The sequence below is a fragment of the Krasilnikovia sp. M28-CT-15 genome (genome assembly GCF_047159595.1).
Taxonomy (GTDB): domain Bacteria; phylum Actinomycetota; class Actinomycetes; order Mycobacteriales; family Micromonosporaceae; genus Actinoplanes.
In genome coordinates, this window is the sequence record NZ_BAAGAK010000001.1 from 1,782,583 (window position 1) to 1,797,340 (window position 14,758).

Here is a 14,758-nt window from a genome sequence, read left to right on the forward strand (position 1 = left end):
CGGTAGGTGTACGCCGTACACCTGTCAAGTGCGCTCGGGCGGTCTGCAAGGCTTCGACCGGAGGTGATCGGTGTGGGAGAACCCGTGGACGCGTTGCCCAGAACGCCGCTGAGCAGAGATCGCGTGCTGCGCGCCGCGGTCGCCCGCGCCGACGAGTCCGGCATCGACGCGCTCAGCATGCGCAAACTCGCCCAGGAACTCGGCGTGGTCCCGATGGCCCTCTACAAGCACGTGGCCAACAAGGAGGAACTGCTCGACGGGATGATCGACGTCGTGGTGGCCGAGATCGACCCCCCGGCCGAGGACGCCGATTGGAAGACCGCCATCCGGCGGCGGATCCTGTGCGCGCGGCAGGTGCTGCTGCGCCACCCGTGGGCATCACGGGTGATCGAGTCCCGCGTCACGCCGACACCGGCGGTGCTGCGGTACATGGATTCGATGATCGGTACCTTCCGCCGTGGCGGGTTCAGCCTCGACCTCACCCACCACGCCATGCACGCGCTGGGCAGTCGGCTGTGGGGCTTCAGTCAGGAGGTGTACAACAGCCCGCAGTCCGGGCGGGCCGACCCGGACGTGCAGGCCGTCATGCTCGGCGAGATGCGGACGCGGTACCCGTACGTCACCGAGCTGGCGACGGCCGTGTCGCATGATGACGCGTCCATCGTGGGGGGCGGGTGTGATGACCAGTTCGAGTTCGAATTCGCCCTGGACATCCTCCTCGACGGCTTCGACCGCCTCCACCAGCGCGCCTGACCATTCACACGCTGGTGCTTGGATCATCCGGACGTACCCTCGGCGGGATTCGAACCCGCACCGTCGGCGCGCTCAACGCCGTGCCTCTCCCGATTGGGCCACGAGGGTGGGATGTCCGGGCCGGCGGGGGTAGCGAATACCCGCCGGCCCGGACCTCAGCGCGTGGCGAGCTGCGCCCAGCCGGGGATCCCGGGGGAGATTCGCAGCGGCATCCCGGCCTCGGCCGGGGTGCGGTCGCCCTTGCGCTGGTTGCACGGACCGCACGCGGCGACCGTGTTCTGCCAGGTGTTTGCCCCGCCACGCGAACGCGGCAGGACGTGGTCGATGGTGGACGCGGCGCCGCCGCAGTAGCCGCACCGGCGCCTGTCCCGGGCGAGCACGCCCGGCCGGGACCAGCCCGGACCGCGGCCGTACCGCCAGCGCGTCACGACGTACGCGATGAGCCGTACCACGCGGGGCACCGGGTACACGCCGATGAGCCGGTCCGGCTCGGCCTCGTGCACCTCGGCCACCCGGCGGCACAGCATCCGTACGGCGTGCTTGAGGCTGACCCGGTGCAGCGGACCAAGGTCGGCGTTGAGAACGAGGACTGCGGTCACCGGATCCACCTCCTTTCGTGATGTCGTCGGACTGTGGTGACGAGAGCGGCTGCGGGGAGTCGAACCCCGATCTCCGCCATGGCAAGGCGGCGCACTGCCGTTGTGCTACAACCGCGAGTGGTGTCGGCCGGGCGGTGGGCCCGGATCTGAATTCTGTTGGATCGAGAATCGAATTCGGTGCTCGCACGGGTGGCAGGATTCGAACCTGCAACCTTCGGTTTTGGAGACCGGTGCTCTCAACCGTTGAGCTACACCCGCAGGACAATTCCGGGCACGAAAAACCGCCCGGACCTCGACGGACGAGGCGGGCGGCCGGGCGCAGGCGTTGCTGCGTCAGCCGCTCCAGCCCTCCAGGTGACTACCTCGGAGGTGCCGCTTCATCGCCACGACGGGCAGGGTGAGCTGTTCCCATGCCAACCCGGTCAGGGCGATCGCGCAATTCGGCTCGTACGACATGGTGGTTTCCACTCCCCTCAGGCTCTGCGGTGCCGGTCAATGTTGACCGAACGCTGGTTGTCCGTCAACGCCTATCGCGGTGCGATCGCCCGCCCCGCGGCGTCGGAACACAGTCTGCGGAACAGCGCCGGTGCGTGCCACCGAAATACGCGATTCCGCATTGGAGTATCCCGGGTCAGGGTGCGACCGGCGGCCGGGTGTAGCGGTGCTTGACCCCGGGCGGGAAGTACTCCGGGTCGCCCGCGGGCCGCAGCACGAGTACCGGGGTCTGGTACCCCTGCGGGACGTAGTGGGCGTACTCGCTGTTGAGCCGTAGCAGCTCGGCGCGGACCGACTCCGCGAGGTCGGCCGCGAGACCGGGATCGGGCCGTACCCCCGGCGCCAGCTCGACCACGATGCGCAGCCGCCGGTCGTGGTCGGCGTCCTCGACGACGTCGAGCACGAACTTGCCGGTGACCCGGTCACTCACCGCGGGCCGCTCCAGGCCGACCGTGACGTTCTCGGGATACACGTTCGCGCCGAAGAACGACACCGTGAACAGCGAGCGCCCGAAGACGTACACGAACGGCAGCGGCGGCGCGTCGTGCTCGCCCCCCGCCTCGAAGGTGGGGTCGAAGCCGCGCCGGACGCAGAATTCCCGCAGTTCGTCGTGGCCGACCAGCCCGCCCTCGTCGGCGATGTGGTAGCGGATCAGCGGCACCGCGCCGTCGCACGTGAACAGCAGCGTGCCCGCATGGGTCTCGAAGTAGCGTGCGCCCGGGTCGTACTGGACGAGCGTGGGCAGCCGGTCGGCGCCGAACAGCTCCCGCGCCGCCGCCGGATCGCGGGCCAGGAACCGCCGTACCGCGATGCTCAGCGGGGTCTCGGTGCCCAGCACACCCGCGTCCGCGGTGCCGTACAGCGAGGCCGAGTCGCGGGCCGGCTCGCCCATCCCGGCGCGCCCGCCCACCAGGTCGCGCCACTGCTCGCTGAACACCTCACCCGCCAGCACCAGCTTGATCCGGTACCGGCGCCAGTCGACGCCGCGCGCCACGCCGACATCGATGACGTTCTTGAGAAACGGCGGATAACCCAGCAACACCACCTGATCCACGTACGGGCCCAGCTCCGGCAGCACCCGCAGGATCTCGTCGATGTCGTTGCCCGGGGTGACCACGGTGATCGGATACCCCTTGGCGGCGAGGTGGCGGCAGCAGGCCGTGGTGTACATGCCACCGACCCAGCTGCCCAGCGCGAAGCACACCACGGCCAGGGTGCGGCGCTCGCCGGCCCGGAAACTGCCGTGGAAGACCTGTTCGAAGCGGGCGGCGACGGCCCGCTCGTCGAGCACCGACCGCGGCCAGACCGTGGGCGTCCCGGACGATCCGGAGGAGACCGCGACCATGTCGCAGCCGTCGAGCCGCCCGCCCCGGCACAACTGCGGCAGGGCGTACCGCTGGTGGTAGTTGCCCTTCGTCAGCAGTGGCAGGCGGGCGAAGCCGGCGGGGTCCCGCACCGTGCGCGGGTCGATGCCGTGGCCGCGCAGGAGATCCGCGTACGCCGGGACCGTGGCGGCCACGTCGTGGAACAACGCCAGCGCCCGCTCCGCCGGTGCGCCCGGCGCGGCGGGTCCGGGCGGCGCGTCGTAGAACTCCCGCATCCCCGCCAGCACCCGGCCGGGCCGGTCCTGGTCTCTCATCGTCGCGCCTCTCGCCGCTCGGAGGTCCCACCGCTCAGGCTAAGCGGGATCGGCGGTCGAGGGCGAAGCCGTGCCGGGCAGGTGCCCGGCACGGCTCAACGGATCACTTCGTGAACCTGAACTTCTGCCACTTGCCGGTGACGCCCGTGTTCACCGAGTCGCCGACGAACTTCGCGCGCATCCGGTACTTCACGCCGGTGGGGCGGGAACCACCCAGCTGGACCGCGTTCAGGCTGTCCCCGTCCAGGTGGTGGCAACCCGTGGCGTCGAGGTTGCGCCACTTCCCGTCGCGGTACGCCTGCAGCGAATAGGACACGCACGCCCCGGCCCGGTTCGGCGAGACCCGGACGACCAGCACGGGCCTCACCGAGGTCCGGTAGAGCCGGTAGCCGTCGACCGTCTTGTAGTAGCCGTCCATCACCTGTTCGAGCTTGACCGCGCCGCTGACCGCGCGGGTCGCCGTGACCGGGGCGTACCGCTGGTCACCCGCGAACGTGGCGGTGAACGTGGTGCGGCGCGTCATGGTCCACGTGGCCGTCGCGACACCGGCGTCGTTCGCGGTGGCGCACCGGATCGAGACGCGGGCGCCCTGCGCGGGCGTGGCGGTGAAGCAGACCTTGCGGCTGTCGTAGGTGCGGCCGAGTCTGGCGGTGACGGTCGCCTTGGCGCCGTACGCGTAGCTGGTGGCGTTCGTGGTCACCGACAGCGCGGTGGCTGCGCGCGACACCGACACCGTCGCGGCCTTGCTGGCGGCGGTGTACACGCTGTCGCCCGCGAAGCTCAGCGTGTAGGTGTTGCTGCCGCCGACGGCGGGGGTGTCCGAGACCGTGAACGCGCCCGCGTCCGTCGTGGTGACTGCGGGCAGCGTGTGCGTCCCGGTGAGGTCCCGCTTGGTCACCGTCACGGTCTTACCGGAACCGGCCGACAGGGTGCCGGTCAGCGTCACCCGCGCGCCGCGCGCCGCGCTGCCGGGGGCGCTCAGCGTGAACGTGTTGGGCAGCAGGGTCGCGCCGGGCAGCACGTGCAGCGTGTACGCCTCCGGCGAGAAGGTCTTGGTCACCGCGTACACGGTGCCGTCCGACGTCGCGCGCAGCCCGCCCGCGACCAGGTGGTCCTGGGTGGGGAAGTCGTAGGTGCGCAACGCCGTGCCGTCGGCCTTGCTCACGAAGATGTCCGGGTCGTAGTACCCGTCGGAGCCCGCGACGATCTTCGTGCCGTCCGGCGCGACGGCCACCGCGGTGGGGTAGGCGACCGAGGTGTAGACGAACGCGTTGGCCAGGTCGACCGTGGACAGGGCGGTGTGCCGGTACGGCGACCCGCAGGCCACCAGGACCCGGCCGGCGTCCGGGGTGAGCCGCAGGTCGTTCAGGGATCCGCAGACGGAGCTGTCGCTGCGGGTGATGACCGGGGTCAGGCCGCCGCCCGAGGTGTCGAACAGGCGGATCGTCGCCGAGCTGATACCCCGTTCGGACGCCACCAGGCGCCCGCCGCCGGCCACCACCACGGGCGCGGCGTACAGGCTGGTGGCCAGTCCCTTGGTCACCGTCCGGGTGCCGTCGAGGGCGAGCTTGCCGATGGCGCCGGACCAGGTGCTGCAGCCGTACCCGAAGTACAGGGCGGTGCCGTCGAGGGCGAGGTTCGTCGGGCAGGAGGTGGCGCCCGTGGGGTAGGTGTCCGCCACGGTCAGCGTGGCCGTGTCGACCGCCGCGATGGCGTCACCGGAGGCGAGCGCCACGTAGAGGGTCGCGGCGTCGGCGCTGAGCGCCAGGCCGGTCGCCCCGGCCAGGCCCGGTACGGTCGCCTGCGCGGCCCCCGCCAGGTTCGTGACCTTGAGCGTGGCGACGTTCTTCCCGCCGGTGACGTAGAGGTGCTGGTGCACGGAGTCGACCACCAGGTCGCCGAACCCCGCTCAGCGACAGCCCCACCGTGCTGTCCGCGAGCGCCGGTGTGCCCGGGGCGGTGATCCCGACACTCGTCGCCACCGCTGCCAGAGCCAGCCCCGCCCAACGCCGTTTGCCCACGTCGCTCCTCCAGATCCCGCTCCGGGAGCATCCCGGCACGAGGCGGAATGTCGGCAGGGGCCGCGGTCACCTGAGGGGAACCGGCACGGTGTGACTCATTCGGCAGGCCACAACACGCCGTGCCCGACCACAGCTCCCTCCGGAGACGTCTGCAGTGGACTTACCCGGCCCGCACGAGGCCATGCTGTGACGATCGCCCCAGCGTTGGGGATTACCGCGTGTACCGGAACTTCAGCCACTTGCCGGTGGTGCGGGCGTTCACCGAGTCGCCGGTGAACGTCGCCCGCGTCCGCCACTTCGACCCGACCGGGTGGCTGCCACGGATCCACGCCGCGGCCACGCTCTCCTCGCCCACGGGGGTGCAGATCAACGTCCCGGCGGTGCGCCACGTGCCGCTGCGGTAGCGCTGGAGGGTGAACGTCAGGCAGCCGCCGTTCTTGTCCGGCGTCACGCGGGCCCCGAACAGCGGGTCGACGCTGGACTTGTACAGCTTGTACCCGTTCGACGACTTGTAGTAGTACGCCAGGACCTGCTCGAGGCGGACCCCGGCGGTGGCGGCACGCGCGGCGGCCGCCGGGGCGTACCACTGGTCACCCTCGAACGCGGCGCGGAAGGTGGTGCGGCGGGTCATGCGCCAGGTGGCGGTGGCCAGCCCCGCGGAGGTGGCCGTGGCGCAGCGGATCAGCGCACGGCTGCCGTCGGCGGGCGTGGCGTACAGGCAGACCCGGCGGCTGTCGTGGGTCCTGCCGAGCCTGGCCGTGATGGTGGCCGTGGCGCCGTACCTGTAGGTGGCGGCGTCGGTGGACAGGCTCAGGGTGGTGGCGGCGCGGGAGACCGAGACCGGGGCCGTCGCGCTGGCCGCCGCCAAGGTCCCGTCGCCCGCGAAGCTGATCGTGTACGTGTTCGTGCCACCGACCGCCGGGGTGTCCGTGACGGTGAAGGCCCCGCCGACGCCGGTGGGGACATCGGGCAGGGTGTGGGTTCCGGCCAGGTCGCGCTTCGTGACGTGCAGCTGCAGGCCGGTGCCGCCCGAGAAGGTGCCGGTCAGGGTGACCGGCCCGGTTCGCGCGACGGACGTCGGCCCGGTCACCGTGATCGTGCTGGTGGTGGGGTCGGCGAGGGCCGGGGCGGCGGGTGCCACCGCCGCAACGCTCACGAGTGTCGCCAGGCCGACCTGTCCCCATCGACGCATGTCCACCCGTGCACCTCCGTGATTGTGGCGGCCGGGGCATGTCCCGGCACGATCCGACGCGGAACTTCGGCAGTCGCGCGGTATACCTGAGCCAATGCCGGGAACCCCACAGCCCGCTCGGGAGCCGCGCGGCGGGTGTGGACCTCGCATCCGCCCTGGGAGGAAGGGACAACGCCATGGCCGCGGTCGGCACCGTCGACCTCAACAGCGACCTCGGGGAGGGCTTCGGCGCCTGGGCGCTCGGCGACGACGACGCGATGCTCGACGTGGTGACCAGCGCCAACGTGGCGTGCGGATTCCACGCGGGGGACCCGCGCACGCTGCTGGCCACGTGCGCCCGGGCCGTCGCGCGGGGGGTGGCGGTCGGCGCCCAGGTCGGCTACCGGGACCTGGCCGGGTTCGGCCGCCGGTTCATCGACTACGAGCCCGCCGACCTGGTCGCCGACGTGCTGTACCAGATCGGCGCGCTGGACGGCCTGGCCCGGGCCGCCGGCAGCGGGGTCCGCTACGTCAAGCCGCACGGTGCCCTGTACAACGCGATCGTGCACCACGAGGAGCAGGCCGCAGCCGTGGTCGAGGCGGTGCACCGCTACGACCCCGCCCTGCCGGTGCTGGGCCTGCCCGGATCGGTGTTCCTGCGCCGGGCCGCGGCGGCGGGGCTCACGACCCGCGCCGAGGCGTTCGCGGATCGCGGGTACACGCCGCAGGGCACGCTGGTGCCGCGACGCGCGGCGGGCGCGCTGCTGCACGACCCGGCCGAGGTCGCGGAGCGGATGGTCCGGCTGGTCACGACCGGCGAGCTGACCGCAGTGGACGGTACGGTCCTGTCCGTGCGCGCGGACTCCATCTGCGTGCACGGCGACTCACCTGGAGCCGTGGCGATGGCCCGGGCCGTCGCGGACGCGCTGGCCGCGGCGGGCGTGCGGCTCGCGCCGTTCCACCCCGATACCGTACGACCATGACGGCGCCCTCCCTCCGGTTTCTGCCCTGCGGGCGGGAGGCGGTGCTGGTCGAGGTCGACGGGCTGCCCGCGGCGCTCGCCCTGTACGCGGCCCTGCGTACGGCGGCCCTGCCCGGGGTGGTCGATCTGGTGCCCGCCGCGCGGACCGTGCTCGTCCGGTTCGACCCGGACCTCACGTCGCCGGGCGCGGTCCGCGCGGCCGTCGCCGGGCTGCCCGCGGAGCGTTACGACGCCGTGGACGGGGGCGTCGTGGAGCTGCCCGTCCGGTACGACGGCCCGGACCTCGCGGAGGTCGCCACCCTCACGGGGCTCTCCGTGGGCGAGGTGGTGGCTGCGCACACCGGGACGCCGTGGACCGTGGCGTTCGCCGGGTTCGCGCCGGGCTTCGCGTACCTGACCGGCGGCGACCCGCGGCTGGCGGTGCCGCGCCGGGACAGCCCGCGGACCCGCATCCCCGCCGGATCGGTGGGCCTGGCGGGCCGGTTCTCCGGGGTGTACCCGGCCGACAGCCCGGGCGGGTGGCAGCTCGTCGGCCGTACCGAGGTGCGGGTGTGGGACCTCGGCAGGCCCCGCCCGGCGCTGCTGGTGCCCGGGATGCGGGTGCGGTTCCGGGCGGTGGACCCGTGCGGATGAGTGTGCTGCGGCCCGGGCCGCTGACCGTACTCAAGGATCTCGGGCGGCCCGGGCAGGCGGCGCTGGGGGTGGCCCCGTCGGGTGCGGCGGACCGCGGCGCGTTCGCCCGCGCGAACCGGCTGGTCGGCAACGAGCCCGGGGCGGCGGCGCTGGAGATCGTCCTGGGCGGGTTGCGGGTGCGTTTCGACGGCCCGGCGGTGGCGGCGCTGACCGGCACGGACGCGGTACTCACCGTGGACGGGCGGCGCACCGGTGCCGGGTCCGTGGTGTGGGTGGCCGCGGGCGCCGAGGTGGGTGTCACCGCGCCGCGCCGGGGGCTGCGCAGCTACCTGGCCGTCCGGGGCGGATTCGCGGTCCCGCCGGTGCTCGGGTCCCGGTCGACCGACCTGCTGGCCGGGCTGGGGCCGCCCCGCCTGGCGGCCGGTGACGTCTTGGCCGTGGGTGACGCAGCGGGCGACGGGGTCGCACCCACCGGGGCGGCGCACGGTGGCGCCTCCGGGGTGAGGCTGTCGCCCAGCGACCCGTCTGGCGAGGAGGCTGCGCCTGGCGAGGCTTCCTCCGACGAGGCGGGCCGCGATGGCGGGGATGGCGGCGGGGGGCCGGTGGTGCTCGAGGTCGATCTCGGGCCGCGGGACGACTGGTTCACCGCCGAGGCGGTCGCGACGTTCCTCGCGGCGCAGTACACGGTGACCCCGGCGGGTGACGCGGTAGGGCTGCGGCTGTCCGGGCCCCCGCTGGCCCGCCGCCACACCCGGGAGCTGCCCAGCGAGGGGGTGGTCCGCGGGTCGGTGCAGGTGCCGCCGGACGGGCTGCCGATCGTGTTCCAGGCGGACCACCCGCTGACCGGCGGCTACCCCGTCGTCGCCGTGCTCACCCCGGCGTCGGCCGACCATGCGGCGCAACTGCGCCCCGGGCGCACGGTGGTGTTCCGGCGGGCTGACTGAGCACGCGCGAGCGTCACTGCGCGTACGCATCAAGAAGTGACATGTCTCACTGGATAGTTCTGCAACCCTCACGAAACCACAGGTCAACACGGCTGTGGAGGGGGGTGCCGGGGTGGTGACGGAGAGTGGTTTCGCCGGGCGTGCCACCGATCGGCGGTCGTCATTCGTCCTGTCGGCATGGACGTGCCAACGGACCATCCCGAACGGGGTCGACATCGTCGCCCGGGGCGGCGCATCGTCGGGCGGCTGCTCGCCGTCGCGCTGTTCTACTGCGGCGCGGGCACCGCGGCGGCGGAGGCGTATGTGGACTCGGTGCCCCTGCCCGCCGCGCAGGCGGCACCGCAGGCGTCCGTGCTCTACTACCGCGACGCCAGGACCGTGCTGGCCCGGGTGGGCACGGTCGACCACAGTGACGTCCCGTTGTCGGCGGTGCCGCTGCCGGTGCGGCAGGCCGTGCTCGCCGCGGAGGACCGCGGCTTCTACGACCATGCCGGGGTCTCGGCGCGCGGGGTGCTGCGGGCCGCCGTCGCCGTCAGCCGGGGCGGGCACCAGGGCGCCTCGACCATCACCCAGCAGTACGTGCGCAACGCCTTCCTGACCCAGGACTTCTCCATCGATCGCAAGGTCCGCGAGCTGGCGCTCGCGGTGAAGCTGGAGCGCCAGCTCGACAAGGACGCCATCCTGGCCCGCTACCTGAACAGCATCTACTTCGGCCGCGGCGCGTACGGCATCGCCGCCGCCGCCCACGCGTACTTCGGGATCACCCCGGACCGGCTCACCGCCGCGCAGGGCGCGGTGCTGGCCGCGGTCATCAAGGATCCGACCGGGTACGACCCCGCGGTGGACGCGGCGGCGGCGCGGGAACGGTGGGAGTGGATCATCGCCGCCCAGCGCCAACTCGGCTGGCTGCGCGGCGACGTGCAGTATCCGGCGATCGCGCCCACCGACCCGCCCGCCGCGGGACCGGCCGGGCTGGCCGTGGACCGGGTGGAGCGGGAACTGGCCGCGCACGGCATCTCCCCGCAAGCCCTGCACACCCGTGGCCTGTCCGTCGTCACGACGCTGGACCCGGCCGCGCAGAACGCGGCCGCCACCGGAATCCGCGACCGGCTCGCCGGTCAGCCCGCGGGCCTGCGAGCCGCGCTGGTCGCGCTCGACCCGGCGACCGGCGGGGTCCGCGCGTACTACGGCGGCGACAAGGGCCGCGGCTACTTCGACGACGCGGCGGCCCTGCACCCGGCCGCCTCCACCTTCAAGCCGATCGTGCTGGCCGCGGCCGAGCAGGCGGGCATCGGCTACCGCTCCCGCTGGGACGGCAGCTCTCCGCGACTGTTCCCGGGACGCAACGGGGTGCCGCTGAACAACCACGACGGACTCCAGTGCAGCGACTGTGACCTGGAGCAGGCGATGGTCCACTCGCTGAACACGCCGTTCTACGCGGTCACCGAGCGCATCGGGGCGGACCGGGTCCGCGACATGGCCGTGAACCTGGGCATCTCCGCCCGGTACGACGGGCGCCCGTCCATGGTCGACGCCAAGGGCGATCCCCAACCCGGCCGCACCCGGCCGGACATCGCGATCGGCCGCTACCCGGTCACCCCCGCGGACCTGGCCAGCGTCTTCGCGACGTTCGCGGCGGGCGGGGTACGCAACGACCGGTACTTCGTGGAGTCGGCGCGCGACTCCGCCGGCCGGGTGGTCTGGGCGGCCGCCCCGCACGGGCGGGGCGTGCTGGACCCGGGGATCGCCGCCGACGTCTCCACCGTGCTGCAGTCCGTGGTCGCCGGCGACAAGGTGGTGCCCGGACGTCCCGCCGCGGGCAAGACCGGCACCCAGCAGTGGGCCGACACCAAGGACAACCAGGACGCGTGGATGGCCGGGTACACCCCGGACCTGGCCGCCGCGGTGTGGATCGGCAAGGCGGTGCCGGGGCCGATCCGCGACTCCGCGAACCGTCCCATCGAGGGCGAGAACATGCCCGCCCGGCTGTGGCGTGACTTCCTGCACGACTCGCTGCGCGGCGCGCCGCAGACCCCGCTGCCGCGGCCCGCGCACGTGGGGCGTGCCGACGTGGGCGACGCGGGACGCAGCCCCGACTCCATCGCCGGCAAGCGCGACGCCCCGCCCGGCTTCGAACCCGTGGTGCACACCGCGCACCCCGGCAAGCGGCTCGCCCTCACGTTCGACGACGGGCCCTCACCGGACACCCCGCGGGTGCTGGACCTGCTGGCCAAACACCACCTCCAGGCCACGTTCTGCATGGTCGGCGAGAACGTCGCGCAGTATCCCGACGTGGTGCGGCGGATCGTGGCCGAGGGACACCGGCTGTGCAACCACTCCAGCCACCACGACGAGCTGGGAGACCTGCCACCCGGCAAGGTCGCGGACGACATCGCCGCGACCGACGCGGCGCTCGCGGCGGCCGTACCCGGGGCGACCGTCACGTACTTCCGGGCCCCGTTCGGGGACTGGGGGGTGTCGGCGAAGGTCGGCGCGCAGCTCGGGCACACCCCGCTGGGCTGGCTGGTCGACCCGGACGACTGGCGGCTGCCCGGTGCCGACGTGATCGCGGCCCGGATCGAGCAGCAGCTCACCGAGCGGGCCGTGGTGCTGGTGCACGACGGCGGCGGTGACCGGCGGCAGACCGTCGAGGCCCTGACCAAGCTCCTGCCGAAGCTGCTGGCCCAGGGCTGGACGTTCGACCTGCCGGAGACCACCCGGCCCGGCCACCGCCTGCCCGCCACCGGGCAGGACCCCACGGTGCCGGACCCGGTCGGTAAGGACTCCGCTGCGGCGGACTCCGCGGGCAAGCGTGCCGCCGCGTCCGGGCCGGCGGCGTCCACCGCGCCGGAGCCGTCCACCGACGCGGCGGGCAGGGAGTGCGCGAAGGACTCCGCCTGTGGGCAGCCACCGAAGTGACACCCTTGGTGTACGGGGGCCGTACGGTGGCGCCAACCGGTCATGCTGAATCCGTGCGCCTGGTCCTGAACGTACTGTGGTTCATCTTCGGTAGCGGCCTGCTGCTGGCCATCGGCTACGGCATCGCCGCGCTGATCTGTTTCGCGCTGATCGTCACCATCCCGTTCGGCGTGGCGTCCCTGCGGCTGGCCCACTACGCGTTGTGGCCGTTCGGCCGCACCGTCGTCACCCGTCCCAGTGCGGGAGTAGCCTCGGGAATCGCGAACGTCCTGTGGGTCGTGATCGCCGGATGGTGGCTCGCGCTGGCCCACATCACCGCCGGTGTCGCGTTGTGTCTGACGATCATCGGGATTCCGTTCGGCATTGCCAACTTCAAGCTCGTCCCCGCCGCGTTCTGGCCGCTCGGCCGGCAGATCGTCGACATCGACCAGGCACCTCGGATCGGGTGATCAGGAGGCGCTCGAGGCCGATCGGACACGGTGGGAGTTCCTGGGTGGCCGACGGCGTCGAGGCCGGTGGCCGGGCGGGGGGTGTGGCGATGGACGATGGTGCGATGAGCGCCGAACAGCTGTCGGCCGCGCTGCTGGAGCTGGAGGAGCGGGTCGTCGACGACGCCGAGGCCGGCTACGCCACCGCGTCCCGCATCGAAGAGCAGGCCGGGGAGCTGGGCGACGACGGTCTGCGCATGCGTGCCCGGCTGTGCCGCACCACCCTGGGCGTGCGGATCGGCAACCTCGCCGGGACCGCCCGCAAGCTGCAGGAGATCCGCGAGTGGGCGGTCGGGCACGACGACCGCCTGTTGCAGGCCCGGACCCACCTCGCCAGCTCGGTCATCGAACGGATGGTCGGTGACGCGGCCAAGTCCCTGGAGCACGCGCTGAGCGCGGTGGAACTGCTCGACGACAGCGCCACCGCGTACACGCAGATCAACCACCGCACCAAGCTGGCCGACGCGCTGGCGCTCACCGGCGCGATGGACGCGGCGCGCCTGCGGTACCGCCAGGTCGAGGAGATGGCCCGGGAGGAGCATCAGTGGGAGCGGCTGATGGTGCTGCTCAACAACTGGGCGTTCGCCGAGCACGCCGCCGGGGAGTTCGTCCGCGCGCAGGAGATCGCGGGCCGGATGGTGGAGCTGGCCGGGACTCAGGGCTTCGAGCTCGACCCGGCGGCGCTGCACACGCTCGCCGACATCCAGGTTGCGCTCGGCGAGTACGGCGAGGCCGAACAGACGATGCTGGCGAGCATCGCCCGGCACGAGTCCGGGCACGTCGACGACGCCGACGACCTGGCCTACTTCCTGCTCACCCTGGCCCGCGCCCAGCGCGGCCTCGGTGCCACGACCCGGGCCCACGACACCCTGGAGCGGTGCCGCGCGCTGTGCGACGACAGCGGCCTGTACGGGGTGCTGGTCCAGGTGTACGAGGAGCAGGCCGAGCTGTACGCGGCGCAGGGCGAGTTCGCGGCGGCGTTCGCCGCGCAGAAGGTGTTCGTCGCCGCCCAGGAGCGGCTGCGCTCGCAGGAGCGGGACGCCCAGGTGCAGACCCGGCACGCGATCTTCGAGACCGCCGAGGCCCGGGAGGATGCCGAGCGCTTCCGCGAGCAGGCCCGCCGTGACCCGCTGACCGGCCTGCGCAACCGTCGCTTCGTCGACGAGGAACTGTCCGCCATGATCGCCGCGGACCCCAAGCTGAGCGTGGCGCTGGTCGACATCGACCACTTCAAGCGGATCAACGACACGCTGTCGCACGACACCGGGGACCAGGTGCTGGCGCAGATGGCGACGTTGCTGGAGTGCGGTCTGCTCGCCGCCGTCCCGGACGGTTTCGTCGCCCGCCTCGGCGGTGAGGAGTTCCTGGTGGTGCTGCCGGCCACCCCGGTCGCCACCGCGGTCGCCAAGCTGGACGCCATCCGGCAGTCCATCAGCGACCACGAGTGGCCGGGCCTGCCCGACGGCTGGTCCGTCACGGTCAGCATGGGCGTCGCGGGGGCCGGTGAGAGCTTTCCCGCCAGCCAGTCCGCCGCGTTGGCCGCCGCCGACCGCAACCTCTACGCCGCCAAACACCAGGGGCGCAATCGCGTGGTGTGGGGGACTCCCCCGGAGCGCCGTCCGCGGGTCTACCGCGACCGCGACATCACCGGGACCGCCTCGACCTGATCACGCGGCGAACCACTCGGCCACCTCGGCGGCGGGGAGGTCGAAGCCGGTGGCCTGCGGGCCGGACCAGTTCACCCCGACCAGCACGTCGTCGCGGCCGAGGACGGGCAGCCAGGCGTCCAGCCAGTGGGCCAGCGCGATCTCCGTGATCCGCAGGTCGGCGTACGCGGGGACCTGCGTGACGATGCGCTGGGCGCGGGTCGGCTTGGACCAGAACGGCATGGCGCGGTGGCCGTCGGCGTCGCGCGGGGCCGGGTAGCCCCGGTCGTCGCGGACGGTCCAGACCCGGCCCTCGTGCGGTACCTCACGCTGGAACGCCGAGGCGTGAGCTCTGCTGAGCGACATGTCCCCCATGGTCGGCGGTGGGGACGTCGCCCGCGGGATAAACGGGACGAAAGACCCGATAGAGGAGGAGGCGCGCGACCGGCGGGGGCGGCCGGCCGCGCG

13 protein-coding genes and 3 tRNA genes are annotated in these 14,758 nt (G+C 73.0%); 7 read left to right on the top strand and 9 right to left on the bottom strand.

What is annotated here, in order from left to right:
• The first annotated feature begins 72 nt into the window (after window positions 1-72).
• Complete coding sequence (locus ACMCNO_RS08510; protein WP_412748859.1) at window positions 73-753, top strand: TetR/AcrR family transcriptional regulator; 681 nt, start codon at window positions 73-75, stop codon at window positions 751-753.
• A gap of 34 nt (window positions 754-787) precedes the next feature.
• On the opposite strand, the gene ACMCNO_RS08515 is transcribed toward ACMCNO_RS08510, so the two are convergent.
• The 8 genes from ACMCNO_RS08515 to ACMCNO_RS08550 all read right to left on the bottom strand — a co-directional run bounded on the left by ACMCNO_RS08515 (window position 788) and on the right by ACMCNO_RS08550 (window position 6,705).
• Window positions 788-861, bottom strand: a tRNA-Leu gene (locus tag ACMCNO_RS08515).
• 47 nt (window positions 862-908) lie between these two features.
• Entirely contained in the window at window positions 909-1,352 is a 444-nt protein-coding gene (locus tag ACMCNO_RS08520; protein WP_412748860.1) for an HNH endonuclease, read from the bottom strand.
• Window positions 1,353-1,396: 44 nt separating this feature from the next.
• Window positions 1,397-1,467: transfer RNA gene (locus tag ACMCNO_RS08525), tRNA-Gly, on the bottom strand.
• 69 nt (window positions 1,468-1,536) lie between these two features.
• A tRNA-Trp gene (locus tag ACMCNO_RS08530) sits at window positions 1,537-1,610 on the bottom strand.
• Window positions 1,611-1,685: 75 nt separating this feature from the next.
• Window positions 1,686-1,820 (bottom strand): hypothetical protein, encoded by a 135-nt coding sequence (locus ACMCNO_RS08535; RefSeq protein WP_412748861.1) that lies wholly within the window; start codon window positions 1,818-1,820, stop codon window positions 1,686-1,688.
• A gap of 163 nt (window positions 1,821-1,983) precedes the next feature.
• Window positions 1,984-3,486 carry a phenylacetate--CoA ligase family protein gene (locus tag ACMCNO_RS08540; RefSeq protein ID WP_412748862.1) on the bottom strand — a complete coding sequence of 501 codons (1,503 nt, stop codon included), beginning with the start codon at window positions 3,484-3,486 and terminating at the stop codon, window positions 1,984-1,986.
• A gap of 103 nt (window positions 3,487-3,589) precedes the next feature.
• Window positions 3,590-5,377 (bottom strand): YncE family protein, encoded by a 1,788-nt coding sequence (locus ACMCNO_RS08545; protein WP_412748863.1) that lies wholly within the window; start codon window positions 5,375-5,377, stop codon window positions 3,590-3,592.
• 341 nt (window positions 5,378-5,718) lie between these two features.
• Window positions 5,719-6,705 carry a hypothetical protein gene (locus ACMCNO_RS08550; protein ID WP_412748864.1) on the bottom strand — a complete coding sequence of 329 codons (987 nt, stop codon included), beginning with the start codon at window positions 6,703-6,705 and terminating at the stop codon, window positions 5,719-5,721.
• Between the two features lie 170 nt (window positions 6,706-6,875).
• Between ACMCNO_RS08550 and ACMCNO_RS08555 the strand changes: the two genes are divergently transcribed.
• From ACMCNO_RS08555 to ACMCNO_RS08580, 6 genes are all read left to right on the top strand, one after another.
• Window positions 6,876-7,661, top strand: coding sequence for a LamB/YcsF family protein (locus ACMCNO_RS08555; protein ID WP_412748865.1), 786 nt, complete (start codon window positions 6,876-6,878; stop codon window positions 7,659-7,661).
• Window positions 7,658-8,293, top strand: coding sequence for a 5-oxoprolinase subunit B family protein (locus tag ACMCNO_RS08560; protein ID WP_412748866.1), 636 nt, complete (start codon window positions 7,658-7,660; stop codon window positions 8,291-8,293). Before ACMCNO_RS08555 ends, ACMCNO_RS08560 begins: the two co-directional genes overlap by 4 nt.
• Entirely contained in the window at window positions 8,290-9,237 is a 948-nt protein-coding gene (locus ACMCNO_RS08565) for a biotin-dependent carboxyltransferase family protein (RefSeq protein WP_412748867.1), read from the top strand. Before ACMCNO_RS08560 ends, ACMCNO_RS08565 begins: the two co-directional genes overlap by 4 nt.
• A 177-nt stretch (window positions 9,238-9,414) precedes the next feature.
• Window positions 9,415-12,156, top strand: coding sequence for a transglycosylase domain-containing protein (locus ACMCNO_RS08570; protein WP_412748868.1), 2,742 nt, complete (start codon window positions 9,415-9,417; stop codon window positions 12,154-12,156).
• Between the two features lie 53 nt (window positions 12,157-12,209).
• On the top strand, window positions 12,210-12,605 hold the full coding sequence (locus ACMCNO_RS08575; RefSeq protein ID WP_412748869.1) for a YccF domain-containing protein: 396 nt from the start codon (window positions 12,210-12,212) through the stop codon (window positions 12,603-12,605).
• Window positions 12,606-12,709: 104 nt separating this feature from the next.
• Entirely contained in the window at window positions 12,710-14,311 is a 1,602-nt protein-coding gene (locus ACMCNO_RS08580; protein ID WP_412748870.1) for a diguanylate cyclase, read from the top strand.
• Here ACMCNO_RS08580 and ACMCNO_RS08585 read toward each other — a convergent pair whose 3' ends face one another.
• Window positions 14,312-14,656 carry a DUF2750 domain-containing protein gene (locus ACMCNO_RS08585; protein WP_412748871.1) on the bottom strand — a complete coding sequence of 115 codons (345 nt, stop codon included), beginning with the start codon at window positions 14,654-14,656 and terminating at the stop codon, window positions 14,312-14,314.
• Window positions 14,657-14,758: the final 102 nt, after the last annotated feature.

Bases quoted from the DNA above. Each gene is read 5' to 3' on its own strand.
- ACMCNO_RS08540 (WP_412748862.1), bottom strand. From the start codon at position 3,486: ATGAGAGACCAGGACCGGCCCGGCCGGGTGCTGGCGGGGATGCGGGAG.
- ACMCNO_RS08560 (WP_412748866.1), top strand. From the start codon at position 7,658: ATGACGGCGCCCTCCCTCCGGTTTCTGCCCTGCGGGCGGGAGGCGGTG.
- ACMCNO_RS08585 (WP_412748871.1), bottom strand. From the start codon at position 14,656: ATGTCGCTCAGCAGAGCTCACGCCTCGGCGTTCCAGCGTGAGGTACCG.
- ACMCNO_RS08570 (WP_412748868.1), top strand. From the start codon at position 9,415: ATGGACGTGCCAACGGACCATCCCGAACGGGGTCGACATCGTCGCCCG.
- ACMCNO_RS08555 (WP_412748865.1), top strand. From the start codon at position 6,876: ATGGCCGCGGTCGGCACCGTCGACCTCAACAGCGACCTCGGGGAGGGC.
- ACMCNO_RS08565 (WP_412748867.1), top strand. From the start codon at position 8,290: ATGAGTGTGCTGCGGCCCGGGCCGCTGACCGTACTCAAGGATCTCGGG.
- ACMCNO_RS08580 (WP_412748870.1), top strand. From the start codon at position 12,710: ATGAGCGCCGAACAGCTGTCGGCCGCGCTGCTGGAGCTGGAGGAGCGG.